The sequence below is a fragment of the Marinobacterium sp. xm-a-127 genome, from assembly GCF_013283425.1.
Classification (GTDB): domain Bacteria; phylum Pseudomonadota; class Gammaproteobacteria; order Pseudomonadales; family Balneatricaceae; genus Marinobacterium_E.
In genome coordinates, this window is record NZ_WBYH01000006.1 from 1 (window position 1) to 21631 (window position 21631).

At 47.0% G+C, this 21631-nt stretch carries 22 protein-coding genes; 14 read left to right on the plus strand and 8 right to left on the minus strand.

Annotated features, from left to right (window positions below):
* The first annotated feature begins 345 nt into the window (after positions 1-345).
* The gene (locus XMA127_RS10265; protein WP_173499169.1) at positions 346-690 is read left to right on the plus strand and encodes a DUF3147 family protein; all 345 of its coding nucleotides are present in this window, start codon (positions 346-348) and stop codon (positions 688-690) included.
* Between the two features lie 43 nt (positions 691-733).
* On the opposite strand, the gene XMA127_RS10270 is transcribed toward XMA127_RS10265, so the two are convergent.
* The 7 genes from XMA127_RS10270 to XMA127_RS10300 form a co-directional block, all read right to left on the minus strand.
* Entirely contained in the window at positions 734-1255 is a 522-nt protein-coding gene (locus XMA127_RS10270) for a cytochrome b (protein ID WP_173481954.1), read from the minus strand.
* 150 nt (positions 1256-1405) lie between these two features.
* A complete protein-coding gene (locus XMA127_RS10275; protein ID WP_173481953.1) occupies positions 1406-2089 on the minus strand; it encodes an ATP-binding cassette domain-containing protein in 684 nt (227 codons plus the stop codon).
* A gap of 12 nt (positions 2090-2101) precedes the next feature.
* The gene (locus tag XMA127_RS10280) at positions 2102-3274 is read right to left on the minus strand and encodes an FtsX-like permease family protein (protein WP_173481952.1); all 1173 of its coding nucleotides are present in this window, start codon (positions 3272-3274) and stop codon (positions 2102-2104) included.
* Positions 3271-4491, minus strand: coding sequence for an HlyD family efflux transporter periplasmic adaptor subunit (locus tag XMA127_RS10285; protein WP_173481951.1), 1221 nt, complete (start codon positions 4489-4491; stop codon positions 3271-3273). Before XMA127_RS10285 ends, XMA127_RS10280 begins: the two co-directional genes overlap by 4 nt.
* Positions 4492-4709: 218 nt before the next feature.
* Positions 4710-5396, minus strand: coding sequence for an SOS response-associated peptidase (locus XMA127_RS10290; RefSeq protein WP_173481950.1), 687 nt, complete (start codon positions 5394-5396; stop codon positions 4710-4712).
* A 213-nt stretch (positions 5397-5609) separates the two neighbouring features.
* Positions 5610-6839 (minus strand): site-specific integrase, encoded by a 1230-nt coding sequence (locus XMA127_RS10295; protein ID WP_173481949.1) that lies wholly within the window; start codon positions 6837-6839, stop codon positions 5610-5612.
* 200 nt (positions 6840-7039) lie between these two features.
* Positions 7040-7891: a YicC/YloC family endoribonuclease gene (locus XMA127_RS10300; RefSeq protein WP_254442852.1), complete on the minus strand. Its 852-nt coding sequence runs from the start codon at positions 7889-7891 to the stop codon at positions 7040-7042.
* A gap of 85 nt (positions 7892-7976) precedes the next feature.
* Between XMA127_RS10300 and rph the strand changes: the two genes are divergently transcribed.
* From rph to XMA127_RS10315, 3 genes are read left to right on the plus strand one after another with little or no spacing between them, the layout of a single operon-like run.
* Positions 7977-8744 (plus strand): ribonuclease PH, encoded by a 768-nt coding sequence (gene rph / locus XMA127_RS10305; RefSeq protein WP_305847154.1) that lies wholly within the window; start codon positions 7977-7979, stop codon positions 8742-8744.
* Between the two features lie 31 nt (positions 8745-8775).
* The gene (locus tag XMA127_RS10310) at positions 8776-9360 is read left to right on the plus strand and encodes a HupE/UreJ family protein (protein WP_173481947.1); all 585 of its coding nucleotides are present in this window, start codon (positions 8776-8778) and stop codon (positions 9358-9360) included.
* Positions 9361-9363: 3 nt separating this feature from the next.
* Positions 9364-9972, plus strand: coding sequence for a hypothetical protein (locus XMA127_RS10315; protein WP_173481946.1), 609 nt, complete (start codon positions 9364-9366; stop codon positions 9970-9972).
* 46 nt (positions 9973-10018) lie between these two features.
* Here the strand turns inward: XMA127_RS10315 and XMA127_RS10320 are convergent, their stop codons facing one another.
* A complete protein-coding gene (locus tag XMA127_RS10320; protein ID WP_173484124.1) occupies positions 10019-10792 on the minus strand; it encodes an exodeoxyribonuclease III in 774 nt (257 codons plus the stop codon).
* Positions 10793-10959: 167 nt separating this feature from the next.
* Between XMA127_RS10320 and pyrE the strand changes: the two genes are divergently transcribed.
* From pyrE to XMA127_RS10370, 10 genes are all read left to right on the plus strand, one after another.
* Positions 10960-11607, plus strand: coding sequence for an orotate phosphoribosyltransferase (pyrE, locus tag XMA127_RS10325; protein ID WP_173481944.1), 648 nt, complete (start codon positions 10960-10962; stop codon positions 11605-11607).
* Between the two features lie 3 nt (positions 11608-11610).
* Positions 11611-12390, plus strand: coding sequence for a molybdate ABC transporter substrate-binding protein (gene modA / locus XMA127_RS10330; protein WP_173481943.1), 780 nt, complete (start codon positions 11611-11613; stop codon positions 12388-12390).
* On the plus strand, positions 12383-13075 hold the full coding sequence (gene modB, locus XMA127_RS10335; RefSeq protein WP_173481942.1) for a molybdate ABC transporter permease subunit: 693 nt from the start codon (positions 12383-12385) through the stop codon (positions 13073-13075). Before modA ends, modB begins: the two co-directional genes overlap by 8 nt.
* A complete protein-coding gene (gene modC, locus XMA127_RS10340) occupies positions 13072-14154 on the plus strand; it encodes a molybdenum ABC transporter ATP-binding protein (protein WP_173481941.1) in 1083 nt (360 codons plus the stop codon). The genes modB and modC overlap by 4 nt, the downstream gene beginning before the upstream one ends.
* Positions 14155-14299: 145 nt before the next feature.
* Positions 14300-15868 (plus strand): cytochrome ubiquinol oxidase subunit I, encoded by a 1569-nt coding sequence (locus tag XMA127_RS10345; RefSeq protein WP_173481940.1) that lies wholly within the window; start codon positions 14300-14302, stop codon positions 15866-15868.
* A gap of 2 nt (positions 15869-15870) precedes the next feature.
* Positions 15871-17007, plus strand: a complete 1137-nt coding sequence (gene cydB / locus XMA127_RS10350; RefSeq protein WP_173499170.1) for a cytochrome d ubiquinol oxidase subunit II — start codon at positions 15871-15873, stop codon at positions 17005-17007.
* Positions 17008-17019: 12 nt separating this feature from the next.
* A complete protein-coding gene (gene cydX / locus XMA127_RS10355; protein ID WP_173481938.1) occupies positions 17020-17124 on the plus strand; it encodes a cytochrome bd-I oxidase subunit CydX in 105 nt (34 codons plus the stop codon).
* 73 nt (positions 17125-17197) lie between these two features.
* Positions 17198-18883 (plus strand): thiol reductant ABC exporter subunit CydD, encoded by a 1686-nt coding sequence (cydD, locus tag XMA127_RS10360; RefSeq protein ID WP_173499171.1) that lies wholly within the window; start codon positions 17198-17200, stop codon positions 18881-18883.
* Positions 18880-20490 (plus strand): amino acid ABC transporter ATP-binding/permease protein, encoded by a 1611-nt coding sequence (locus tag XMA127_RS10365; protein ID WP_173499172.1) that lies wholly within the window; start codon positions 18880-18882, stop codon positions 20488-20490. The genes cydD and XMA127_RS10365 overlap by 4 nt, the downstream gene beginning before the upstream one ends.
* Before the next feature lie 12 nt (positions 20491-20502).
* Positions 20503-21555 (plus strand): GTP-binding protein, encoded by a 1053-nt coding sequence (locus tag XMA127_RS10370; RefSeq protein ID WP_173499173.1) that lies wholly within the window; start codon positions 20503-20505, stop codon positions 21553-21555.
* Positions 21556-21631 lie beyond the last annotated feature (76 nt).

Consider the following 21631-nt stretch of genomic DNA (forward strand, 5'->3'; position numbering starts at 1 on the left):
ATAGCCGCCCAGCCCTAATTTAAAGCGGACGGATTATGTATCACTAGGTATTTGTTATCCGTCCGTCCACAACCTTAGGCGCCTAGTTACAAGAACACTCAATCATGAACTTATCTGTACGTTCTTGTACGTCAAAACCAGTTCTGTGTAGAGGCTTGTATGTAAAGGTTCTTGGATGGATACATGAGAACTAGGTGTATGGTTGTGTAGGTAATTCAGGAGGGCTAGTTTTGGTGTATGCACCAGTAACAATGAGGGGCTGTTACCGGCACAGAACGGACACTGACGCTTTCAAATATTAATGGATATAATCTGAGTCAGAACCAACTCTGTTGAGAGGCGTACATGGCTTACTATTTAGTAAAAGTGCTAGTTTCGAGCATTCTGATTCTTCTTGTATCTGAGATTGCCAAACGAAGCTCAGTTTTTGGCGCTGTGATCGCATCTGTTCCATTAATTTCAGTCATCGCAATGATCTGGCTTTATATGGACACTGGAGATATTCAAAAGGTCCGAGATTTAGCGGCAAGCATCGTATGGTTGGTCATCCCTTCTCTCATACTCTTTATCGTAATGCCCATTATGATTGATAAAGGTTTTAGTTTTCAGGTCAGTCTTTTTGCAGGGCTAGGCGCCATGATAGCGTCTTACGGGTTAACGCTGGTGATATTAAACATGGTGAGAGTTTAAGCGGATGCACCACCTACAATATGCAGGTGGTACTCAAGAGAAGTTATTTAAAGGGTGATATGCGACTCATGATCTGATCCTTTTTAACAAACTGATGCATTAGGGCAGCAAGAATGTGAATAACAACGCCAGCGAGAAGTAGCTTAGACCCTAACCCGTGCACGATTCGTACAGGTGAGCCAAAGAAGTCTTCAGGTAACTCACCTACTCCAGTCACAATCAACTCCATCAAACCTGAACCAATTCCCATCACTACACCTGAGATCACCACCACAAGTGATAATAGGTTAAGCACTTTGGGCGCTAATGCTCCGAGCTTATCCATCACAGGTGAGTCAGACACAATATGCGCAGGCTGTTCAGTTTTAAGTGCCCATATGATTCTGAACAGTATAAGTACCAAAGCAATACCACCGACAATTGAGTGAATGGTCAGTTTGCCAAGTTTATCAGGATCAGAGTTTGGAACTTCAGACAGGATAAATGTACCTGTTATAAGAAGGAATGAGATTACCGCAGCACTTAGCCAATGCACGACACTTTGAACTCGATTATAGGATTTCATAGAAGCACCACTTAGATATTAGATTTGTCTAATATAATAGATGGCTATTGGTAAATAATTGATAACGATCAATATAGTTGTCGATTATGGTGGCTTTGGGTCGTCTTTAACCGCTCTGATATGCTTAGCTTAACGGCACATAGCATAAGCTCATACTATATCTACGATTTTTCCATCTTCTAACTTAAGGATTCGATCTGCACGATCCAAAATCCTATCATCGTGAGTAACTAGAAGTGTTGTTGTGCCTCTAGCTGCACCAAGCCGCTTAAGAAGGTCAACCACATCTGATGCGCTATCTTTATCCAATGCCGCAGTAGGCTCGTCTGCAAGTACCAATGTAGGATTCCCTACCAATGCTCTTGCCACAGCTACTCTTTGCTTTTGTCCACCTGAAAGATTGGCAGGGAGATAATGTAACCGACTTGATAAACCTACCAAATGTAACGCTTGTTCAGCGGCTTTGTATGCTAATTCATCAGACACGCCCGAACGAACTTGAACACCCATAACAACATTTTGTACCGCTGTTAAACTTTCATGCAGGTTATGAGCCTGAAAAATAAAACCTAAACGCTGACGAATTGAAGTTAGTTTTTCATGGGAAGCTCCATTTAACTCTTGATCAAGTAAGTTAATTGATCCCTCATGAATTGATCTCAAACAACCTATCAATGTCAATAACGTTGTTTTTCCTGAGCCTGATGGCCCCATCAATACAGTTAAGCTTCCCCTTGGTAACTCTAAATTAATATCAAAGAGAGCTTGCTTACTTGCCTCACCACTCCCGAACCAAAAGTTCAGATCTTTAACAGCAACGACTGGCTTATCCACAATGATTTCCCCTTAAAATAAGTCGGCTGGATCAGCAGCTGCTAGACGCCTAGTGGCGATCAAACCAGAAAAAATTGAGAATATTACAGTACCAATAAACACTGATACCGCCATTAGAGGCGTCATAGTCAATGGTAGATTCGTCATTTTCCCCATGAAAGTTAAAATGACAGTCCCTACAAACAACCCTGGCACAAAACCAAAAAGACCTAGAATTACTGCCTCTTCAACAATAATGCTTTGGAAGAACTTATTACCATAGCCCATCGCTTTAAACGTTGCATACTCTCTCAAGTGGTCTGCAACATCTGCGGATAGAACTTGATAAACAATCACTATTCCAACCAACACACCTATCAAAACACCAAAGCCAAAGATCAGACCTGTAGGCTTCTGAGTCTGCTGGTATTGAACATCCTCATTTGAGGCTTCTGAGTAACTACGCAATCTGAGGGATTTATCTGAGATTAGAGTTTTTAATCGACCTACAACTACTTCGGTATCAGCTCCTGCGCGAAGTTTCAGTAAGATGTGATCGGGCGCTGACGAACTCCGAGATGGAAAAAGGGATAGGAACGTCTGGTCAGATACAAACATATAACCATCACCACCAAATCCACCACCCCCTGAAAATGTATCAATAGCCGTAAGTGTTTTATTAAGAGTTTCAAAACTAAGTGGTGTTTGCGGTCTGATTGCAGCTGCCTCTTCAGAAGACAACCCTCTCGCCAATCGATCCAAAACTCCTGAATTTTGAATCTGAAGCAACCTTAAATCTTTAGAAACATCATCTGAAATAAAATCAGGTTTAAGAGGGTCAACACCAAAGGTAGTCAGTGAAATTGATTTTTCTCGCCTATCCCAAGGAACATTGCCGACAAACAATCCTGTAGCGCCTACTACATCAGAATCTGATAAGGCTTTCAGCATCCATTGACGAGCGACATTTCCACCTTCAGTTAGTGAATTTGCATCAACAGCAGAAATCATAATGTCCGCTTGAAAAAACTCATAAGGTCTTAATGTGGCAATCTCCATAGAATTCATAATGCCTAGTTGGACGAACACCAGAACATTTGCGAAGGCCACACCAGCTAGTGCTGAAGCAAATCGGCTACGCTTATAAGTTAGCTGTAACCACCCTACAGGTAGTCGACCAAGTATTCGCTGAAGTAAGCTACTCATTTATCCAACCTAATACTTGCTCCGCTATCGATACGAGCTATAGCCTCAAGGTTGGTATAACGGGAAGCTATTTTAGAAGATGCTTGGTCAAGCTTAACCAACACCGTAAACACCCTGGCATCAGAGTTGGCGGCAGCGTCATCTGATATAAGTCCCTGTCGTCCAACAGTTATACCAATCTGTTGGACTGTTCCTAGTAATTTTTCCTTTAAAGAATTTGCCGTCAGCTCCACAGGCTGTCCAACCTGTACCTCAACAATACGATCTTGCCAAATCTCAACTTCAGCCATCATTTGTCTCGTGTTCCCCATTTCCATTATCCCATCGACAGGCGGGCGCTGACCTGGAGTTACATGAATATCCAGAATGGTACCATCTATAGGCGCTCGAACAACGGAACGATTTAGATCTAGTTTAGCTCGTGCCAATTCAGCTTTTGCAGATTCAAAATTTCGTTCTGCAACCACTACATCAGGTTGCTCTTCAATGGCTATCGATGAAAATCTAGCCAATGTGGCCTCCGCACGAGTGACTGATTGCAGTGTTTCAAGCTGGCGAGATTTAGCAGAATCAAGTGCAGCAGCGGTTGTTAAGCCTTTATCTTTTAATGCCTGTGTACGTTCAAAATTGGCTTGAGCATCTACAGCTGAAGCCCTAGCCAGATCCAAGCTCGCTTGAGCTTCATCTCTACTGGCTTGAACAGCGTGTTTAGTTTGTATAACTGAAGCTTCCCGAACAGCTAGTCCAGCTTCAGCAAGTAATACTGCACTTTCAAGAGTATCTCTATTATCGAGATATGCTAAGGGATCATCCTTAGATACTTCATCACCAATCGAGACATTAATTTTTGCAACTCGTGCATCACCTGCACCGTATGGAGATGCAACTATCGCAATATCACCTTGAGGTATGATTTTAGCTAAACCAACCACATCACTGGGAAGTAAGGTTAGTTCCATTTCTTTAGGAAGGTTGATTTCTGGAGGAATTGCAATTGGTGACTTAGATCCTGCACCAGGCTCTAAGCCTGTCATAATGTAAAATTTTTGAAGCCCTGGTGGCTGGAAATACATTCCTAAGACAGCACCTAAAAACATAAATAAAGGGAGAATCAGAATGATTAAATATTTCATTTTAAAACTCATCTTTGGAGTTTTAGGGGCATTTTCTGGGTAATTGATTTGTAGGGGCAGATCCGACTCTTGTTGCTTAACCATAGCGCCTTCTCATCTTTATAAAGATTTCAAATAATGTTTCTGCGAATGTACAAGCAATATCCCGCTTAATCGCTAGAACTTCACAACTGCGGATACTTTATATTAGATAATACTAATATTCAATGCTATCAAGCACCTACTTCCCAAGAAAAACGCTATATACCAATTAGAGTCTCTCTACGAATGTCTCTTATGGGTCGTGAGCCGCCTCCCAACAGTCAGCTGGATACTACAACCTCTTGGCTACTGTTGAGGTATCTAGGGGCCTCTTTAAGCCGACTATTATTGATTGATGGATCTATCGCTCTAACAAGCATATTTTGCGGTAGTGGAGCTTTCAGAAGCTCTCGTAGATCATTTAAATCTGCCCTCTCTTCTAACCAAGTATTTGCCTGATCTGAATCCAGCAACAAGGGCTGCCGGGAGTGGAATGGTTTAAAGTCCTTACTCGCGTTTGTCGTTACCATTGCGCAGGTATCTAGAACAATCTCGCCATCAGTCCATTGAGACCAAACACCTGCTGCAGCCATACAACCGTGTTCATACTTAACTAGATATGGCTGTCTAATAGCCCCCTCCTTACGCCATTCAATAAACGACGTCATAGGTATGATGCTACGGTGATGTCTAAAGCTACCCTGGAAGGCCTTGCTCTTATCTAGAGTCTCAGCTCGAGCATTAAACATAGAGTACTGGGTAGTGATCTCCTTAGCCCAAACTGGCGTTAACCACCACCGCATAGGTCTTAAGGCTCTGATACCTTCTTCTTCCGAGATAACTGGGATTTGCTCAGTAGGTGCTAGGTTAAAGAAGCTCGGGATGTCCTTACGACCAAACGTAACACCTAGGCGATCCATTAGTGCCTGGGTATCGTCATTGTCTTCTAGGTTGTATCTACCGCACATTCAATCACTCCATCTAGTTATTTGAATATACCGGATAAGAGGCGTTGAGCAATTGATTAGATACTTATTAGAGAGTTAGGGTGCGCAAGAAGTACGCAGGATGTGTGCAACAAGTGCGCAGCATCTATGCAAGAAGTGTGCACAATTGCAGGGGTGTGAAAAATTGCGCACTTCGCACCTAAAAATTTTTAGTGATGCTTATGTTTTGCGCACCTAAATTTGTTGAGTTGGCTGGAGACTGGTTACCTTTTTAGCCAACAAGTCCAACGCTTCCTTTCGTTCATCAAAATAATCATGTTTGTTATAAACACCTTCTACCCCCTTCAGCTTATGATTGAGACACCGCTCGGCCACATATCCTGGAGTACCCTGCTGTGCCAGGAGCGTACGGCAAGTTCTTCGCAAATCATGAACGGCAAAGTGCTCCATATCACCCATCAGATTGGGTGGTTGCTTCTTTTTTCCAGCCTCATGACCGAATAGTTTAGATATCGCTCTATTTAAGGTATCTGATCCCATGTGAGGTCTAGAGCTTGTGCGTCGGCTTGGAAACACATAATCAGATCCAAAGGCTCTTATCTTTAACTCTCCAAACCATTCAAGCACCTGTGGAGCCAGCGGGACATCAAAACCAACATTAGTTTTACTTCTAGACGCAGGCAACTTCCATAAACCTTCCTCCAAAGAGAACTCTTCCCACTTAGCTTCGCAAAGTTCTGATTTACGAACCCCTGTTGATACTAATAGCAGACACGCCAAATAATTTTCGCGACTAAAACTTTTACTATTTGCTTTTGCCACTGAGAAGAATTGCTTTAATTCGCCTTCACTTAGGGCTCTCTCTCGACTCTTTTCCAAGCCACCTGCATCTCTAAATGTGAAAGCTGACGCTGGATTCAACCCCATCAAATCAAGCTTGATTGCATGGTTAAATAGTTGCTTACAATATCCCAATGCATCATTTGCTATCGCCATCCTTCCCGTTTTCTTAATTGCTTCGATAATATTTCGGATGTCACGTGCTGATAGCTGATCTAGTTTGAATTCACCGATATGTGGCGCTATGTCTTTTGTATAAATTCTCTTTGGAATCTGCGGATGCTTTAGCCTACTAGCAAGTGTCGGGTACCAGTCATTAAAGAGGTCATTTACTGTTCTGATACTTTCTTGTTTAGAACGCTGCTTAGCTAATAATGGATCCATACCTTCACGATTCTGTTTTTGCTTAGCCGCAGCTTCGAATCTAGCATCTTTTAGAGACAAGTCTGCATAATGGCCCAGCGTCATCTCTTTACGTTTCTTATTAGACGTATAACGCAGCATCCAATAAGGATTACCAGATTTAGGAATCACAAAGTAAAGACCAGCGCCATCAGGGTGTTTCCCTATTACATGTTTACTCACTAGAGACTGGATCTCTTTGACCGTCAGCTTCTCACTCATATCTAACCATTCAGTGTAATTAAATTATTACGCTCAATAATACCCACCACTGTAAATTGAGTAAATAACTAAATACCCACCTATTTACCCCCCAAATATCTCAGGATTTAATAGAGTCCCAGGAAATCCTACAGGACAATAATCACAAAAAAGCCCAGTAATTACTGGGCTTTATAAGGATTAAAAGATCCTACAGGATTCTACTCTATATTCTGTATCTGCTCGCGCATCTGTTCAATCAAAACCTTAAGCTCTACCGCGCTTTGAGTCGTTGCGACGACAACGGATTTGGAGCCCAGTGTGTTAGCTTCACGGTTCAACTCTTGCATTAGAAAATCCAGCTTACGACCAATTGGCCCCTTCTCTATTAAGATGCGTCTTACTTCAGTCACATGGGTATCTAGACGGTCCAGCTCTTCTGCAACGTCGGCACGTTGTGCCAACAGCACTACCTCTTGCTCAAGACGTTCGGCATCAAGGTCGACTCCTAATTGCGACACTCTTTCGACTAGATTCGCTTTTTGATTTTCGATAATTTGCGGAATTTTTGATCTTATTTTGCCGACGATCGCCGCAATTGACTGCAACCTATCCTCTATCAAACCCGCCAACTCAATCCCTTCGCGATGACGGCCCTCAATAAGTTGAGCCAATGCGTCATCAAATAGCGCTAGCGCGGCCTGACCTACCTCACCAGGATCAGCTGAAGTGCTGTTCATCACGCCCGGGAATTGAAGCAGAGCCAAAGGATCAACCCTTCCCTCTGAAGCACCACTGAGTTTAATCTGCTGTAGCGCTTCATTAATCTGCTGCAACCGCACTTGATCCACTTGAACACTCTGCTGACCCACCGATTCATGGAACCGAAGCGAACATTCAACTTTGCCGCGGGCCAGGCGTTTGCGCAGCTTGTCGCGAATGGCTATCTCGTGCTGACGCATAAAGTCTGGAAGTTTGAAATGAGGCTCTAAGAAACGCTGATTAACCGAACGAATTTCCCAAACCAAGGTACCCCATGAAAATTCAGCTTCTGAACGGGCAAAAGCGGTCATACTCTGTGTCATATACTGTCAAACTCGATTACCATAGATTAATTGTCACTATAACAGCCGATGCCGGCACTTTTAAGGTACCTACATGAGCTCTCCACTCTCTGATCAATTGAAAAACCTAGGTTTAGATGCAATGCGCCCAAGTGGGCGTCAACCAGACCAAATGCGCGACGTTAAAGTCACTCGTAATTTTACAATGCATGCAGAAGGTTCGGTTTTGATCGAGTTTGGCAATACAAAAGTCCTTTGTAATGCGTCAGTTACTCGAGGGGTACCTCGCTGGTTGCGCGGATCAGGCTCAGGTTGGGTAAGCGCTGAGTATGGCATGCTGCCTCGTGCAACCAATAGCCGCACCGATCGTGAGGCATCGCGCGGTAAGCAGTCGGGACGCACGCTTGAGATTCAGCGCCTGATCGGCCGTTCACTGCGTGCTGCGATTGATCTAGATAAGCTAGGCGAGAACACCATCACCATCGACTGTGATGTTCTGCAAGCAGATGGTGGTACTCGTACAGCCTCAATTACCGGTTCGTACATTGCGCTGATTGATGCGATCAACGAACTGAAAAAAGACAAAAACGGCGCACTAAAAGGCAACCCGATTAAAAACCAAGTCGCAGCTATTTCGGTGGGCATCTATAAAGGCCAAGCGGTATTGGATTTGGATTATGCAGAAGATTCAACAGCCGAAACTGATATGAACGTCGTCATGACTGAAACCGGCGGTTTTGTTGAAGTCCAAGGCACAGCAGAAGGTGCTCCTTACACTCAAGATGAACTGAATCAGATGCTAACCTTAGCTAAGAAAGGCATTGAAGAGCTCACAGCAATCCAAAAAGCCTCACTGGCGTAAGCAACTAAAATTTAATTTCCTGGAACTAAGAATGACTATCAAACAACTCGCTACAGCTCTATCTTTGATGATTTTCAGCAGCATGGCGTTTGCCCATACTGGTGAAGGTATCAACACAGGTTTTGCATCTGGCTTCTGGCACCCCATCATGGGTTGGGATCATGTCGTTGCAATGGTTGCAGTCGGCCTTTGGGGTGCTTTTTTAGGCGCACCCGCCATCTGGATACTTCCGGTCGTTTTCCCACTGGTCATGGCAATTGGCGGTGCTTTAGGCATTGCCGGTATGCCGCTTCCTGCAGTGGAGACGGGTATTGCGCTTTCGGGTGTGGTTCTTGGTCTGCTGATTGTCTTTGCTGTTAAGGCACCGCTATGGATAGCCGCTGTGATCGTGGGCATCTTTGCGATCTTCCATGGTCACGCTCACGGCACAGAGTTCCCAACAGAGTTTAACGCTTACGGTTATGCCGTTGGATTTGTAATTGCGACTGGTCTACTGCACCTTATCGGTATCGCGTTCGGCTTCCTAACCAAACTCGATTTTGGTGCGAGTTTGGTTCGTCTAGGTGGGGCGATCATTGCATTAGTCGGTGCTGGCTACCTATTTGGTGTGCTTTAACCTATGGTCTATCCATCACGCTCAATACTGCTTCTTTTGACCTCAGTGTTACTGCCTAACCTGGCAGTAGCGCATAGTTTTGGGGCTGGCACCGATCAATTTGCTAGTTTTGTTGAAGGGGCCAGCGTGGTGATCTTTGATCAAGTCACTCTATTTGCCACCCTCTCTTTAGGCCTAATGATTGCACTGTGGAAGAATCGCGGTGTGGTTCAAGCCCTTCCCCTCTTTGTTGTGGGGTTAGTCTTGGGCTTTTTACTGGCGCCTTCAGTAACCACCTGGGTGATGATGGGGGCTACGGTTGTCGGCGCTATCACTGCAACCCTGGGTGCTAGCTTGAACCAGCAGTTCAAACCGCTAACACTGATCCTTGCACTGTTTACTGGCCTGCTTGTCCAGATGGTCTCTTTGGAGGGGCATGTCTGGATGGAGTTAAGCGTCTCCATCTATGTCGGTGTGACACTTGGGGCGATATTGCCAGTGATGCTTGGCGCCGCAACCGGTGAGTTACTACTGGAAAAGCTGCCCGCAACCTTTTCACGAATTGCCGTCAGGGTAGCCTGCTCTTGGCTCGCAGCGATTCAGATCATGATGTTAGCTTTCTTCTCGCACTAACAATAAAATACCCTCGTAAAGAGGGTTTCTAAAATCCAATTCTCAATTAAAAATCGAGATCGTAATCCACGATGTAGGGTGCATGCTCAGAGAACTGCTGACCTTTGTAGATACTGCAGTGCTGAATGGTTTTACGCAGACCTTGAGTCGTAATCTGGTAATCCAAGCGCGCACCTTCATTTAGCTCACGGGCACGGTTGTAGTCTGGCCACCAAGTGTATTCGCGATCCGCTTTTGTACACTCACGCATTGTGTCGACGTAGCCCATTTCACCGAATAGCTCCTCCATGAACTCACGCTCTTCTGGAAGGAATCCAGATACGGTCTGATTGGCATACCAGTTACTCAAGTCGACCGGTTTGTGCGCAATTTTCATGCTACCGGCGAAGATGAATTGACGACGCTTGCGAAGAGTCTTCTCAAAGTGACTTTCAAATTGCTCAATGAACTTCTCTTTCTCTGCTTGAGCGTCTGGTCCTTTGAGACCCGATGGCACATTAAAAGAACCGACGCTGAATCGTTCGAAGTCAGCCTGAATATAACGGCCTTGGAAATCGCACTGTTCAAAACCTAAGCCGGTCATAATCGCTTTAGGTAGATGGCGGGTGTAGATCGCTACACCGCTGTAGTCATCATCAAAGGCTTCAAAGAAGTAGGCTTCGTAACCCTCAGGGTGGTAGCGAGAATCATCTAATTGATACTCACGTGCACGAATGTTTTGCAAGCAGACAACATCCGCATCCTGCTTAACCATCCAATCGAAAAAGCCCCGATCAGCGGCTTGAACAATGCCTTGAGTATTAAAAGTAATTACGCGCATGAGTTCGAAGCGCTCCGTATAACTATTGTTGTTAGACTAAAGATTGCAATTGTAGCGATAGATTCATAAAAACGGAATTTTTTAAAGCTGAAAGAAGTTGGTTTGGGAGTTGAACTCTGTTCAGGTATCCTACGCGGATTAAACCCAGTTCTAAGGATTTCACTATTATGCAAAGCTACCAGCGTGAGTTCATCGAATTCGCAATCGAAAAAGGCGTTCTTAAATTTGGTGAGTTCACCCTAAAATCGGGTAGAACTAGCCCTTACTTTTTTAACGCAGGCCTTTTCAATACCGGTGATGCCATAGCAAAACTGGGTCGTTTCTATGCAGCGGCAATTGAAGACGCGAAGATCGATTACGACGTCATGCTTGGGCCTGCTTACAAAGGCATTCCCCTTGCAACAACGACCGTCGTTGCACTGGCAAATGATTTCGGTAAAGACGTTCCTTATGTTTTTAACCGCAAAGAGGTTAAGGATCACGGTGAAGGTGGCAACCTAGTGGGCGCACCACTCGCTGGCCGTGTTCTGATCATCGACGATGTCATTACCGCGGGTACCGCTATCCGTGAGGTGATGACGCTGATCGACGAAAATGGTGCAACACCAGCCGCCACGGTGATCGCACTGAACCGTATGGAACGAGGTACAGGTGAGCTTTCCGCCATTCAGGAAGTTGAGCGTGACTACAACATGCAAGTTGCTAGCATCATTTCCTTAGATGATCTCGTTGAGTACCTTGAAGAGCAAGGTGGTCGTGATGCTGAGTTAACGGCCATTCGAGCCTACCGTGACGAATACGGAATCAGCGCATAACTTATGCAGTTTAAAGCAGTCCTACTTAGATCAATACTCACGCTGAGTCTGGCTGCTTTTGCATCCTCACAAGCCGTTGCAAACACACTTACTGTGTTTGCAGCAGCGAGCTTAAAAAATGCGATCGATGAGATCACAGAACATTACGAGGCAGACCATTCAGACTCGATTGTTGTCTCTTATGCGGGGTCTGCCACCTTAGCACGTCAAATAGAGATGGGCGCACCAGCCGATATTTTCATCTCTGCCAACACTGCCTGGATGGATTACCTATCTGATAGGGCGCTAATTAATGAACCGACTCGCTTCAACCTTGCCAGTAATCAGTTGGTACTGATAAGTCATACTCCAGACGCAAAACTCACCCTCACCAGGTCGCAAGAACTGCTCGATTGGCTGGACAATGAATACCTGGCCATGGGTCTTGTGGAATCTGTACCTGCTGGCATTTACGGTAAGCAAGCACTTACTTATTTTGATCTTTGGGACCCCCTTAAGCAGCAAGTCGCTCAATCAGACAATGTGCGGTCTGCACTTGCATTAGTTGCTTCAGGTGAAGCACCTTTAGGGATCGTCTATCACTCGGATGCGGTGGCTGAACCCAAGGTCTCAATAGCTGCCACCTTCCCTACAGAGTCCCATGACAGAATTCTATATCCGGTTGCGGCTGTTACAGAGAGTGATAAATCAACCGCGGCATTTTTAGAGTTTTTGCGCTCAGAGCAGTCTAGGGCGATACTAGAGCGCAACGGCTTTTTAATGGATTCGCAACAACGTGACTGATTGGCTAGGCCCCAACGAGTGGGCGGCAGTTCTCCTATCAATTAAGGTAGCTTTTTGGGCAACACTGCTTAGCCTGCCTGTGGCCATTGGCGTTGCCTATCTTCTGGCGAAAAAGGAGTTTGCAGGGAAACAGCTTCTCAACGGAATTGTCCATCTACCCTTGATCTTACCGCCCGTTGTAACGGGTTATCTGCTGTTAATGACCTTCGGAAAACGCACGCCTGTCGGATCATTCCTTGCTGAGTGGGGAATTGAGTTTGCTTTCCGCTGGAGCGGTGCCGCATTAGCAGCAGCCATCATGGCTTTTCCATTACTGGTTCGCGCTATTCGTCTCTCCATTGAAGCCATTGATCCTAAATTAGAGGAAGCGGCCGCAACCCTGGGTGCCTCAAGGCGCTGGGTGTTTATCACCATCACCCTACCTTTAATGCTTCCTGGTGTGATCGCCGGCTCCGTTCTGGGCTTTGCCAAAGCGATGGGTGAGTTTGGAGCCACCATCACCTTTGTATCGAATATTCCAGGTCAGACTCAGACACTCCCTTCGGCTATCTATGCGTTTCTTCAGGTACCCGGTGGTGAAAGCTCTGCGACCAAACTGGTGATCATCTCTATTATCATTGCGATGAGTGCACTTCTTGCCTCTGAATGGCTGTCACGTCGTATGAGCCGGAGGTTGCAGTCATGACACTGTCAGTCACTTTGCAGCAGTCGATGCCAAACTTCTCGCTTGATATAGCCTTTGAAGCCCCCAGTGGCATCACGGTTCTATTTGGCGAGTCAGGTTCAGGGAAAACCACCACAATCAATGCGATAGCCGGCTTGCAAAGCAACAGCCAAGGCCGCGTCACTCTGTCCGATCGGGTGTTATTTGATAGCGCTTCAAACACGAGCTTAAAGCCCTATCAACGCAACATTGGCTACATTTTTCAAGAGAGCCGACTCTTTCCACATCTGACAGTAGAGCAGAATCTAAATTACGCGAAACGCTTCAATAAGGTCGACAAAAGCGTCGATTTTTACCAGATCGTCGAACTTTTAGGTATAAAACCCCTACTTAGGCGAACGCCAAATTCACTCTCTGGTGGTGAAAAACAGCGTGTTGCGATTGGTCGTGCGTTATTAAGCGCACCAGATCTTATTCTGGCCGATGAACCCCTTGCAGCACTCGATGGCGCCCGAAAAGCGGAGCTACTCCCCTACTTCAAAAAATTAAACCGGGAATTGGGTATTCCTATGCTCTACGTAACCCACTCACCCGAAGAGGTATTAGAGCTGGCTGACCATGTCATCGCACTGGAGCAGGGCCGCATTGTGACTCAAGGGCCTGCGCGAGAGGTGATGGCCAACAGCAAGGTCGCGCGAACCGCCAATCGTGCGATCAAGTCGACACTGACAACCCAGTTAGTGGCACAACACCCCGATGGACTGTCCGAGCTTCAAGTGGCCAGCGAAACACTCTATGTGCCGACCCTTGATGCACCCATAGGTTCAGCGGTCTGCCTTGAACTGGTCGCGAACGATCTAATCCTATCGACCGCAAAAGTGGCAGGCATCTCTGCCTTGAATCAGGTTTCCGGAAGGGTTGAATCCATTGAAACGACTTCATCGAGTGATGTACTTATTAACGTGTGCATTGCAACAGATATCGTCTCAACACACATCACCAAACGCTCCCTTAACAATCTAAACCTCAAGATCGGCGATCCCTGCGTTCTGATCATAAAATCGGTCAACATCTGCCCCTCTAACCGCTGCCAAGGTTGAGATTTTCTCAACTAGTCGTGAGCATTTATCGTTAAGACTTTAGATATATATCAATTACTTTTGACTATATAACCGATTACAATTCTGAAACTTTGTGCAGTGCACATAATTTTTGTGCTTAATTTGTCTACTGGAGGCATCCCCGATGATTTCAGAATCGGTTGTGGAACTATCGCGTTGGCAGTTTGCTATTACCGCGATGTATCACTTTCTATTTGTACCCCTGACCCTCGGTCTATCCTTCCTGCTGGCCATCATGGAATCTGTCTATGTCATGACCGGCAAGCAGATCTACCGCGATATGACCAAATTCTGGGGTAAGTTGTTCGGTATTAACTTCGCGCTAGGTGTGACCACCGGTTTGACCATGGAGTTCCAATTTGGAACCAACTGGGCCTACTACTCGCACTACGTGGGCGACGTCTTTGGTGCACCGCTGGCGATTGAAGGTCTGGTAGCCTTCTTCCTTGAATCCACTATGATCGGCCTGTTCTTCTTCGGTTGGGATCGCCTGAGCAAGGTACAGCACCTTGCTGTGACCTGGTTGGTCGCACTGGGCTCTAACTTCTCTGCGTTGTGGATTTTGATCGCCAACGGTTGGATGCAGAACCCTGTTGGGGCCTACTTCAACTTTGAAACCATGCGCATGGAGATGGACAGCTTCGCGGAAGTCCTGCTAAACCCAGTGGCGCAGGTTAAGTTTGTTCACACTGTCTCTGCAGGTTATGTAACGGGCGCTATCTTCGTTCTAGCCGTCAGCAGCTACTTCATGCTGCGTAACCGTGACATTCCATTTGCACGTCGTTCATTCGCGATCGCTTCAGCCTTCGGTTTAGCCTCTGCGATCTCTGTCATCGTGTTAGGTGACGAATCTGGCTACGAAGTGGGCGAAGTGCAGAAGGTTAAATTGGCAGCGATCGAGGCGGAGTGGGATACACACCCAGCACCTGCAGCCTTTACCGTTGTCGGCCTTCCCAATGAAGAGACCATGACAACTGACTACGCTCTGAAAATTCCGGGCGCCTTGGGTCTAATTGCAACCCGCTCCTTGGATGAGGAGGTTACCGGTATTAAAGATCTAGTGGCTCATGCTGAAGATCGCATTCGCAACGGCATTGTCGCTTATGGCCTTCTAGAGAAACTGCGTAACGGTGAAGACACTCCTGAAAATCGTGCTGCGTTCTCTAAAGTCAGCGTTGATCTGGGCTACGGTCTGCTGTTGAAGCGTTACACGCAGGCGGTTGTTGACGCGACCGAAGAGCAGATCAAACTGGCGGCTCGGGACACCATTCCACAGGTGGCTCCGATGTTCTGGACCTTCCGTGTCATGGTCGGTGCAGGCTTTACGATGCTGCTTCTATTTGTCCTAGCCTTCTACTACACCGCTAAGCGTAAGGCTTACCAGACACGTTGGTTGCAGTGGTTCGCACTGCTCTCTCTACCGCTTCCTTGGATTGCCAGTGAGATGGGTTGGTTCGTTGCTGAATTTGGCCGTCAACCTTGGGCGATCGGTGAAATTCTTCCGACCTATGTCGCAACCTCTCACCTAACTGAGACGGATCTGTGGATGAGCTTGGCGGGCTTTATTGGACTCTACACTCTGTTCTTGGTCATCGAGATCTACCTGATGGTGAAATACATCCGCAAAGGCCCAAGCGCCTTGCAGACTGGCCGTTACCACTTTGAACAGAACACAGCGACTCAAGGAGCTTAATGATGTTTGATTACGAAACGCTTCGACTTGTTTGGTGGCTGCTGGTTGGTGTACTGCTGATTGGTTTTGCCATTGCAGACGGCATGGATTTGGGTACTGCTATGATGATCCCTGTATTGGGTAAAACGGACACTGAGCGCCGCGTCATCATCAATACCATCGGGCCTCACTGGGACGGTAACCAGGTGTGGTTAATCACTGCCGGTGGTGCCATCTTTGCCGCTTGGCCACTGGTTTACGCAACAGCATTCTCTGGCTTCTACTGGGCCATGCTACTGGTACTGTTCGCACTATTCTTCCGTCCTGTCGGATTTGAGTACCGCTCTAAGAAGGACTCTGTCGCTTGGCGTCGCAACTGGGACTATGCACTGGCAGTGGGCTCGTTTGTTCCATCACTGGTCTTTGGTGTGGCATTCGGCAACCTATTCTTAGGCGTGCCCTTCTACTTTGACGAGTTTACCCGCCCAATCTACACCGGTTCTTTCTGGGCTCTGTTGAACCCATTCGCCATTGTCTGTGGCCTAGCCAGCGTGGTAATGCTTGCTCTGCAGGGTGCAACTTGGTTGCAGATGCGTGCCGGCGGTGAGGTTCAAGGCCGCGCTCAAACTATGGCAACTCTGCTAGGTCCGGTTCTAACGGTACTCTTAGCGGTTGCGGGTGCATGGTTGTACTACGGTATTCCTGGTTACGAAATCAGCTCTGCTGTCGTGGGTGATGCTCCTTCTAACCCGTTGAGCAAAACCGTAACGACCACTGACAACTGGTTCGGTAACTACACCGATTACCCAATCCTTTGGACATTGGTAGCGGCATCTGTGGCACTCCCTCTGCTAACAAGCTTAATGGCTAAAGCGGGTAAAAGTGGTTTTGCCTTTACGTTGAGCTCACTGGCGATCGCAGCGATCATTCTTATGACCGGTTTCACCCTATTCCCATTCGTGATGCCTTCATCGACTGATCTAGCCAGCGCTCTAACGCTGTGGGATGCGACGTCGAGTGAACTGACACTTGAGATCATGTTCTGGGTGGCTCTGTTCTTTGTACCGATCATTTTGGGTTACACCTTCTGGGGCTACTACAAAATGTGGCGTCGAATTGAACCTGAGTTCATCGAACAAAACAGCGTTTCAAACTACTAGGAGATTAAGAAGATGTGGTATTTTGCTTGGATCCTTGGCGTACTCCTAGCCTGCAGCTTCGGCATCATCAACGCGATGTGGTTGGATGCTGAAGAGGAGCAGCGCGCAGACGATTAATCTGTACGCTCTAGCTGTACGTAATCAAGGGGCTTTCGAGCCCCTTTTTTTGTAAACCTTAGTGAGTGTTAAGTTGGCCAGACAACGAAAATCCAACCCGACCGCAATCCTCGATCAGCACCAGTTTGATCTGAAGGGTTCCATGCGCCTATCCCTGCTATTGGGCGTGATTCAAACGCTTTGTACTATTGGATTCGCCTACTGGGTAGCTCTGCTAATCGATCAGCTATTAACTCAGGGGAGCTTAGATCACAGTCCGCTTCTTTTGGTCGCTGCGGCCTTCCTCATTCTTGCCGTTAAAGCGGCTGCATCACTCTGGCAATCGACTATCAATCTGCGCAACTCAGTCACCATCCGCGATCGCTTGCGAGAGCAGATTCTTAGCCTCAGTTTTAAAACCGGCATCTCCCTCTGCCCTGCTTTTAAGCCGGCACAGCTGGCCAACCTACTGACCAGTGAAGTCGACAAGCTCAAAGAGTATTACGCTGAGTTTAGAATTCAGAAACAAATGGCTGTTTGGACTCCCGTTTTGATTCTAATTGCCGCTAGCTTTGTGAACTGGTTAGTGCCGCTGATTTTGTTGCTTACCACACCTTTGATACCGGTCTTTATGATCATTGTCGGTAATAAAGCAGGTGAAGCGTCACGCAACAACTTAGAGCAGCTCAATCGGTTGGGTCATCTATTGGAAGATCGACTTCGCAACGTTGATCTGCTTCAGCAAGAGAGAGCCGTCGATAGAGAGACCGAAGCGTTGCATCATCAATCGGATCAGTTCCGCATTAGCACGATGAAAGTTCTGCGTTTGGCGTTTCTGTCCGGTACGCTGTTGGAGTTTTTTGCCGCGATCAGCGTGGCACTGGTCGCAGTCTATTTAGGACTCTTCTTTTTAGATAAATACTCTCTCGGTGCTTGGGGAACAGACATCAGTTTTGCTGAGGGTGCCTTTCTATTGATGCTAGCTCCCGAATACTACTTACCCCTGCGTAAGATGGGCTCGCTATACCACGCAAAATCGAATGCAAGGGCGGTCGCCGAGCAAATTGAGCAACTCAAACAGGCCGCTGAACAGTCAAGGGTAGTTAGTGAAGCTTCACAATCAGGTTCTTTTAAAGCATCGATAAAAATCAAAGGCCTAGTATCAGGTAGTGATCAAGCCATTCATAAGCCAGTCTCTGTGGAGCTTAAAGCAGGTGAATCACTTCTGATTGAAGCACCTTCAGGCACAGGAAAAACGAGCTTACTCGATACCCTAGCAGGGCTTCGTCCCCCACTATCTGGGGCCGTATCTGCTGACGAAATAACAATCGAACCCTACAACAACCCTCACTGGCAGCAGACCATTGGGTACATAACCCAGCACCCAGAACTGATCTATGGATCGTTAAGGGACAACCTCTGCTTAGGTAAGAGTTACTCTGATGATGACATTTGGGCTGCCCTGAAATCGGCTCAATTAGAAACCGTCGTTAAGCAACTTCCGCAGGGTTTGGACTACTTCATAACTGACTCTGGACACTTTCTATCGGGAGGTCAGACACAACGTCTTTCGATTGCGCGAGCGCTTCTGCATCGACCTAAACTACTGCTTCTTGATGAACCTGTAGCGAACTTAGATATCGATACAGCAGAGTTGTTTATGAGTGCGTTACGACAGTATGTTGAGCAGGGTGGGATGATCATCATGGCCAGCCATCGTACCAATCAGTTTACCTTCACCCAACAGCTTACCTTAGCTAAGGCGGAGGTAGAGGCATGAAACGACACTACTGGTCTCTACTGCTCGCAGAGCGGGGCGTCTTTCTTCTCGGCTTAACCCTATCCATTGTCACTGCATTTGCCGGCATCGCTCTACTGGCTGTATCAGGCTGGTTCATCAGTGCAGCGGCTTTAGCCGGTGTGACGGCAGCCGCCGCTCATGCATTTAACTTTTTCACCCCCGGCGCCATCGTTCGTGGTCTCTCCATTGCCCGCACAGCTGGTCGCTACGGGGAGCGATTGGCCAATCACGAAGCAACCTTTAGGCTCATATCGACACTAAGACGAGATATCTTCTCTCGATTAGCCAACAGCCAAAACATCAGCGCCCGCATGAATCGACACGACAGTGCGAGTCAGATGTTGCAGGATATTCAAAACATTGAGGGGATCCATCTGCATTCGCTCGTGCCAGCAATTACCGCTCTCTTTTCCGCCCTTGGGTTTATTCTGGTCACGGCTCTGTTTCTGCCCGGTCTAGCGATGGCCAGCCTGCCATTAATCCTCCTAGCATTAGCTGGAATTCCTTGGCTCTATGCTAAAGCGGTTCTGGAGCCAGAGTCTGAGCTTCACCTAAGTCGAAATGCTCTTTGGTCCCGCGCAAGTGGTATCTTCTCAAGTTTGCGCCTGCTCACCCTATCGCAGCAGCTTGAACATGAGGGCAATAGGTTGCGCCAGCAAAGCCGCCAGTCGGATCTATTCGAACTCCAAGCCTTAAAGCGCCAGCAACTCATCAACCTTCTATCACAACTGATTAATTTATCCTTGGTCGGTTTAACACTGTTCATGGCTCTGCAAGCCTATCTCTCTGGGGAGCTGGCCGGCGCGTTAATCTTTATGTTCTTGCTGTTATCACTGGGAACCATTGAGGTGTTTGCCGCTGCTAACGGTGCTATCTCGCACCTTCTATTGGGACAACGCGCTTTAATTCGTTTAGGTAAAAGTAGTGAAAACCAGCAAAACTTCGAAGAAAAACGCACTCTTTGCATAGAAAAACCCTCTTTCGGTATCTCAATCAAAGAGCTCTCTTACGCTTATGAGGGGAGTGCACAGAGCGTCTTCGAAGCGCGCTCTGTCGACTTTAATCAACTCGGTTTGAACTGGATTGCCGGACAGAGTGGCCGCGGCAAAACCACCCTACTTCGATTAATTGCCGGCGAACTTGAGCTACAGCAAGGCAGCCTAATCGTTGAAGGTACCCCCTTATCTCACATCGCTTATCTACCTCAACGAGTACAGATTGTTCGCTCCACACTGCGTCACAACTTAGACTTCACTGGCCAACGAAGCGACGAAGAGATTATCAGTGCACTGCAAACAGTAGAGCTAGGCGAATGGGTCGAATCACTGCCCAAGCAACTCGACACTTGGATTGGTCCTGGTGAATGGGAGCCATCTGGCGGTGAGTTAAAACGCATTGGTTTGGCACGTCTGCTTCTGAAACAGGCTGACATCCTTCTATTAGATGAGCCCTTCGCTGGAATGGACGCAGATCTACAATCCACCATCGTCAATAGGCTACGAGATCTTTGGCAGCAAAAGCTGGTTATTCTGGTGTCACATGATCTTGAGCAACGGGCTTCGCAGGACGCTTTGCACCAGCTGTAGTGAGATATTGTTATGAAAACCCCTATTACACTCCTAACAGGCTTTTTAGGCAGTGGAAAAACCACACTGCTGAATCACTTAATTAATCAGCCAGAACTATCAGATACTCTAGTCATCATTAATGAGTTTGGTGAAATCGCCTTGGATCATCTGTTGGTGGCTGAGAGCAACGAGAACGTCTTGATGGAGATGGACAGCGGGTGCATGTGTTGCACGGTGCGGGGTGATCTGGTCAACACGCTTCACGAAGTGACCGCACAAATGTCAGAGCCTGAGGGTCGACAATTCAAGCGCATCATCATTGAGACTACCGGGTTGGCAGACCCTGCGCCCATCATTCACACTCTGATGACCGATCGCTGGATTGCTGAGGCCTATCAATTAGATGGTGTTGTCACGACGGTCGATCTGGCTACGGGGTCATACACCTTAGATCAGCACAAAGAGTCCGTAAAACAGGCTGCTTTGGCAGACCTGCTGCTACTCACCAAAGGGGATATGGCCGATGAGGATAAAAAAGCGGCCTTAATCAGCCGGCTCAACCAGATCAACCCCAGTGCGCGTAAGCTTGAAGTCGCCAGTGGCCAAGCTGATCCCAATCAGTTGCTTAATCTAGGCTTATTCACCACTGAAGGTAAATTGACTGATGTAGAGGCCTGGTTACAAGAGGAGGCCTATGCGGAACAACATGATCACCACCATGACCATGATTGCCATCAGCATGGCTGCGATCACGACCATGCCCAGCGTCATGGTGACAACATCGAATCCTTCTGCCTGACCGTTGAAAAGCCGATTAGCAAAGAGGCGCTTCAAGATTGGATGCAGTTATTGATGAGTCTAGTCGGCAGCAACATCCTACGTATCAAAGGCCTATTAAATATTGAAGGCGTTGAAGAACCCTTGGTCATTCATGGGGTACAGCAACTGTTTCACCCACCAGTTCCTCTACCAGCCTGGCCAAACGATGATCAGCGAACACGATTAGTGTTTATCACGCAAAACGTCAGCAAAGAGTTTATCGAGAACACGTTTAAGGAGCTGATTGATATTGCGGAGCCGTAAACTAAAAACCCCATGAAATAACGACATTTCATGGGGTTTTTCAGTTAATCGCGACCTCATCGAGATCGCTCCTACT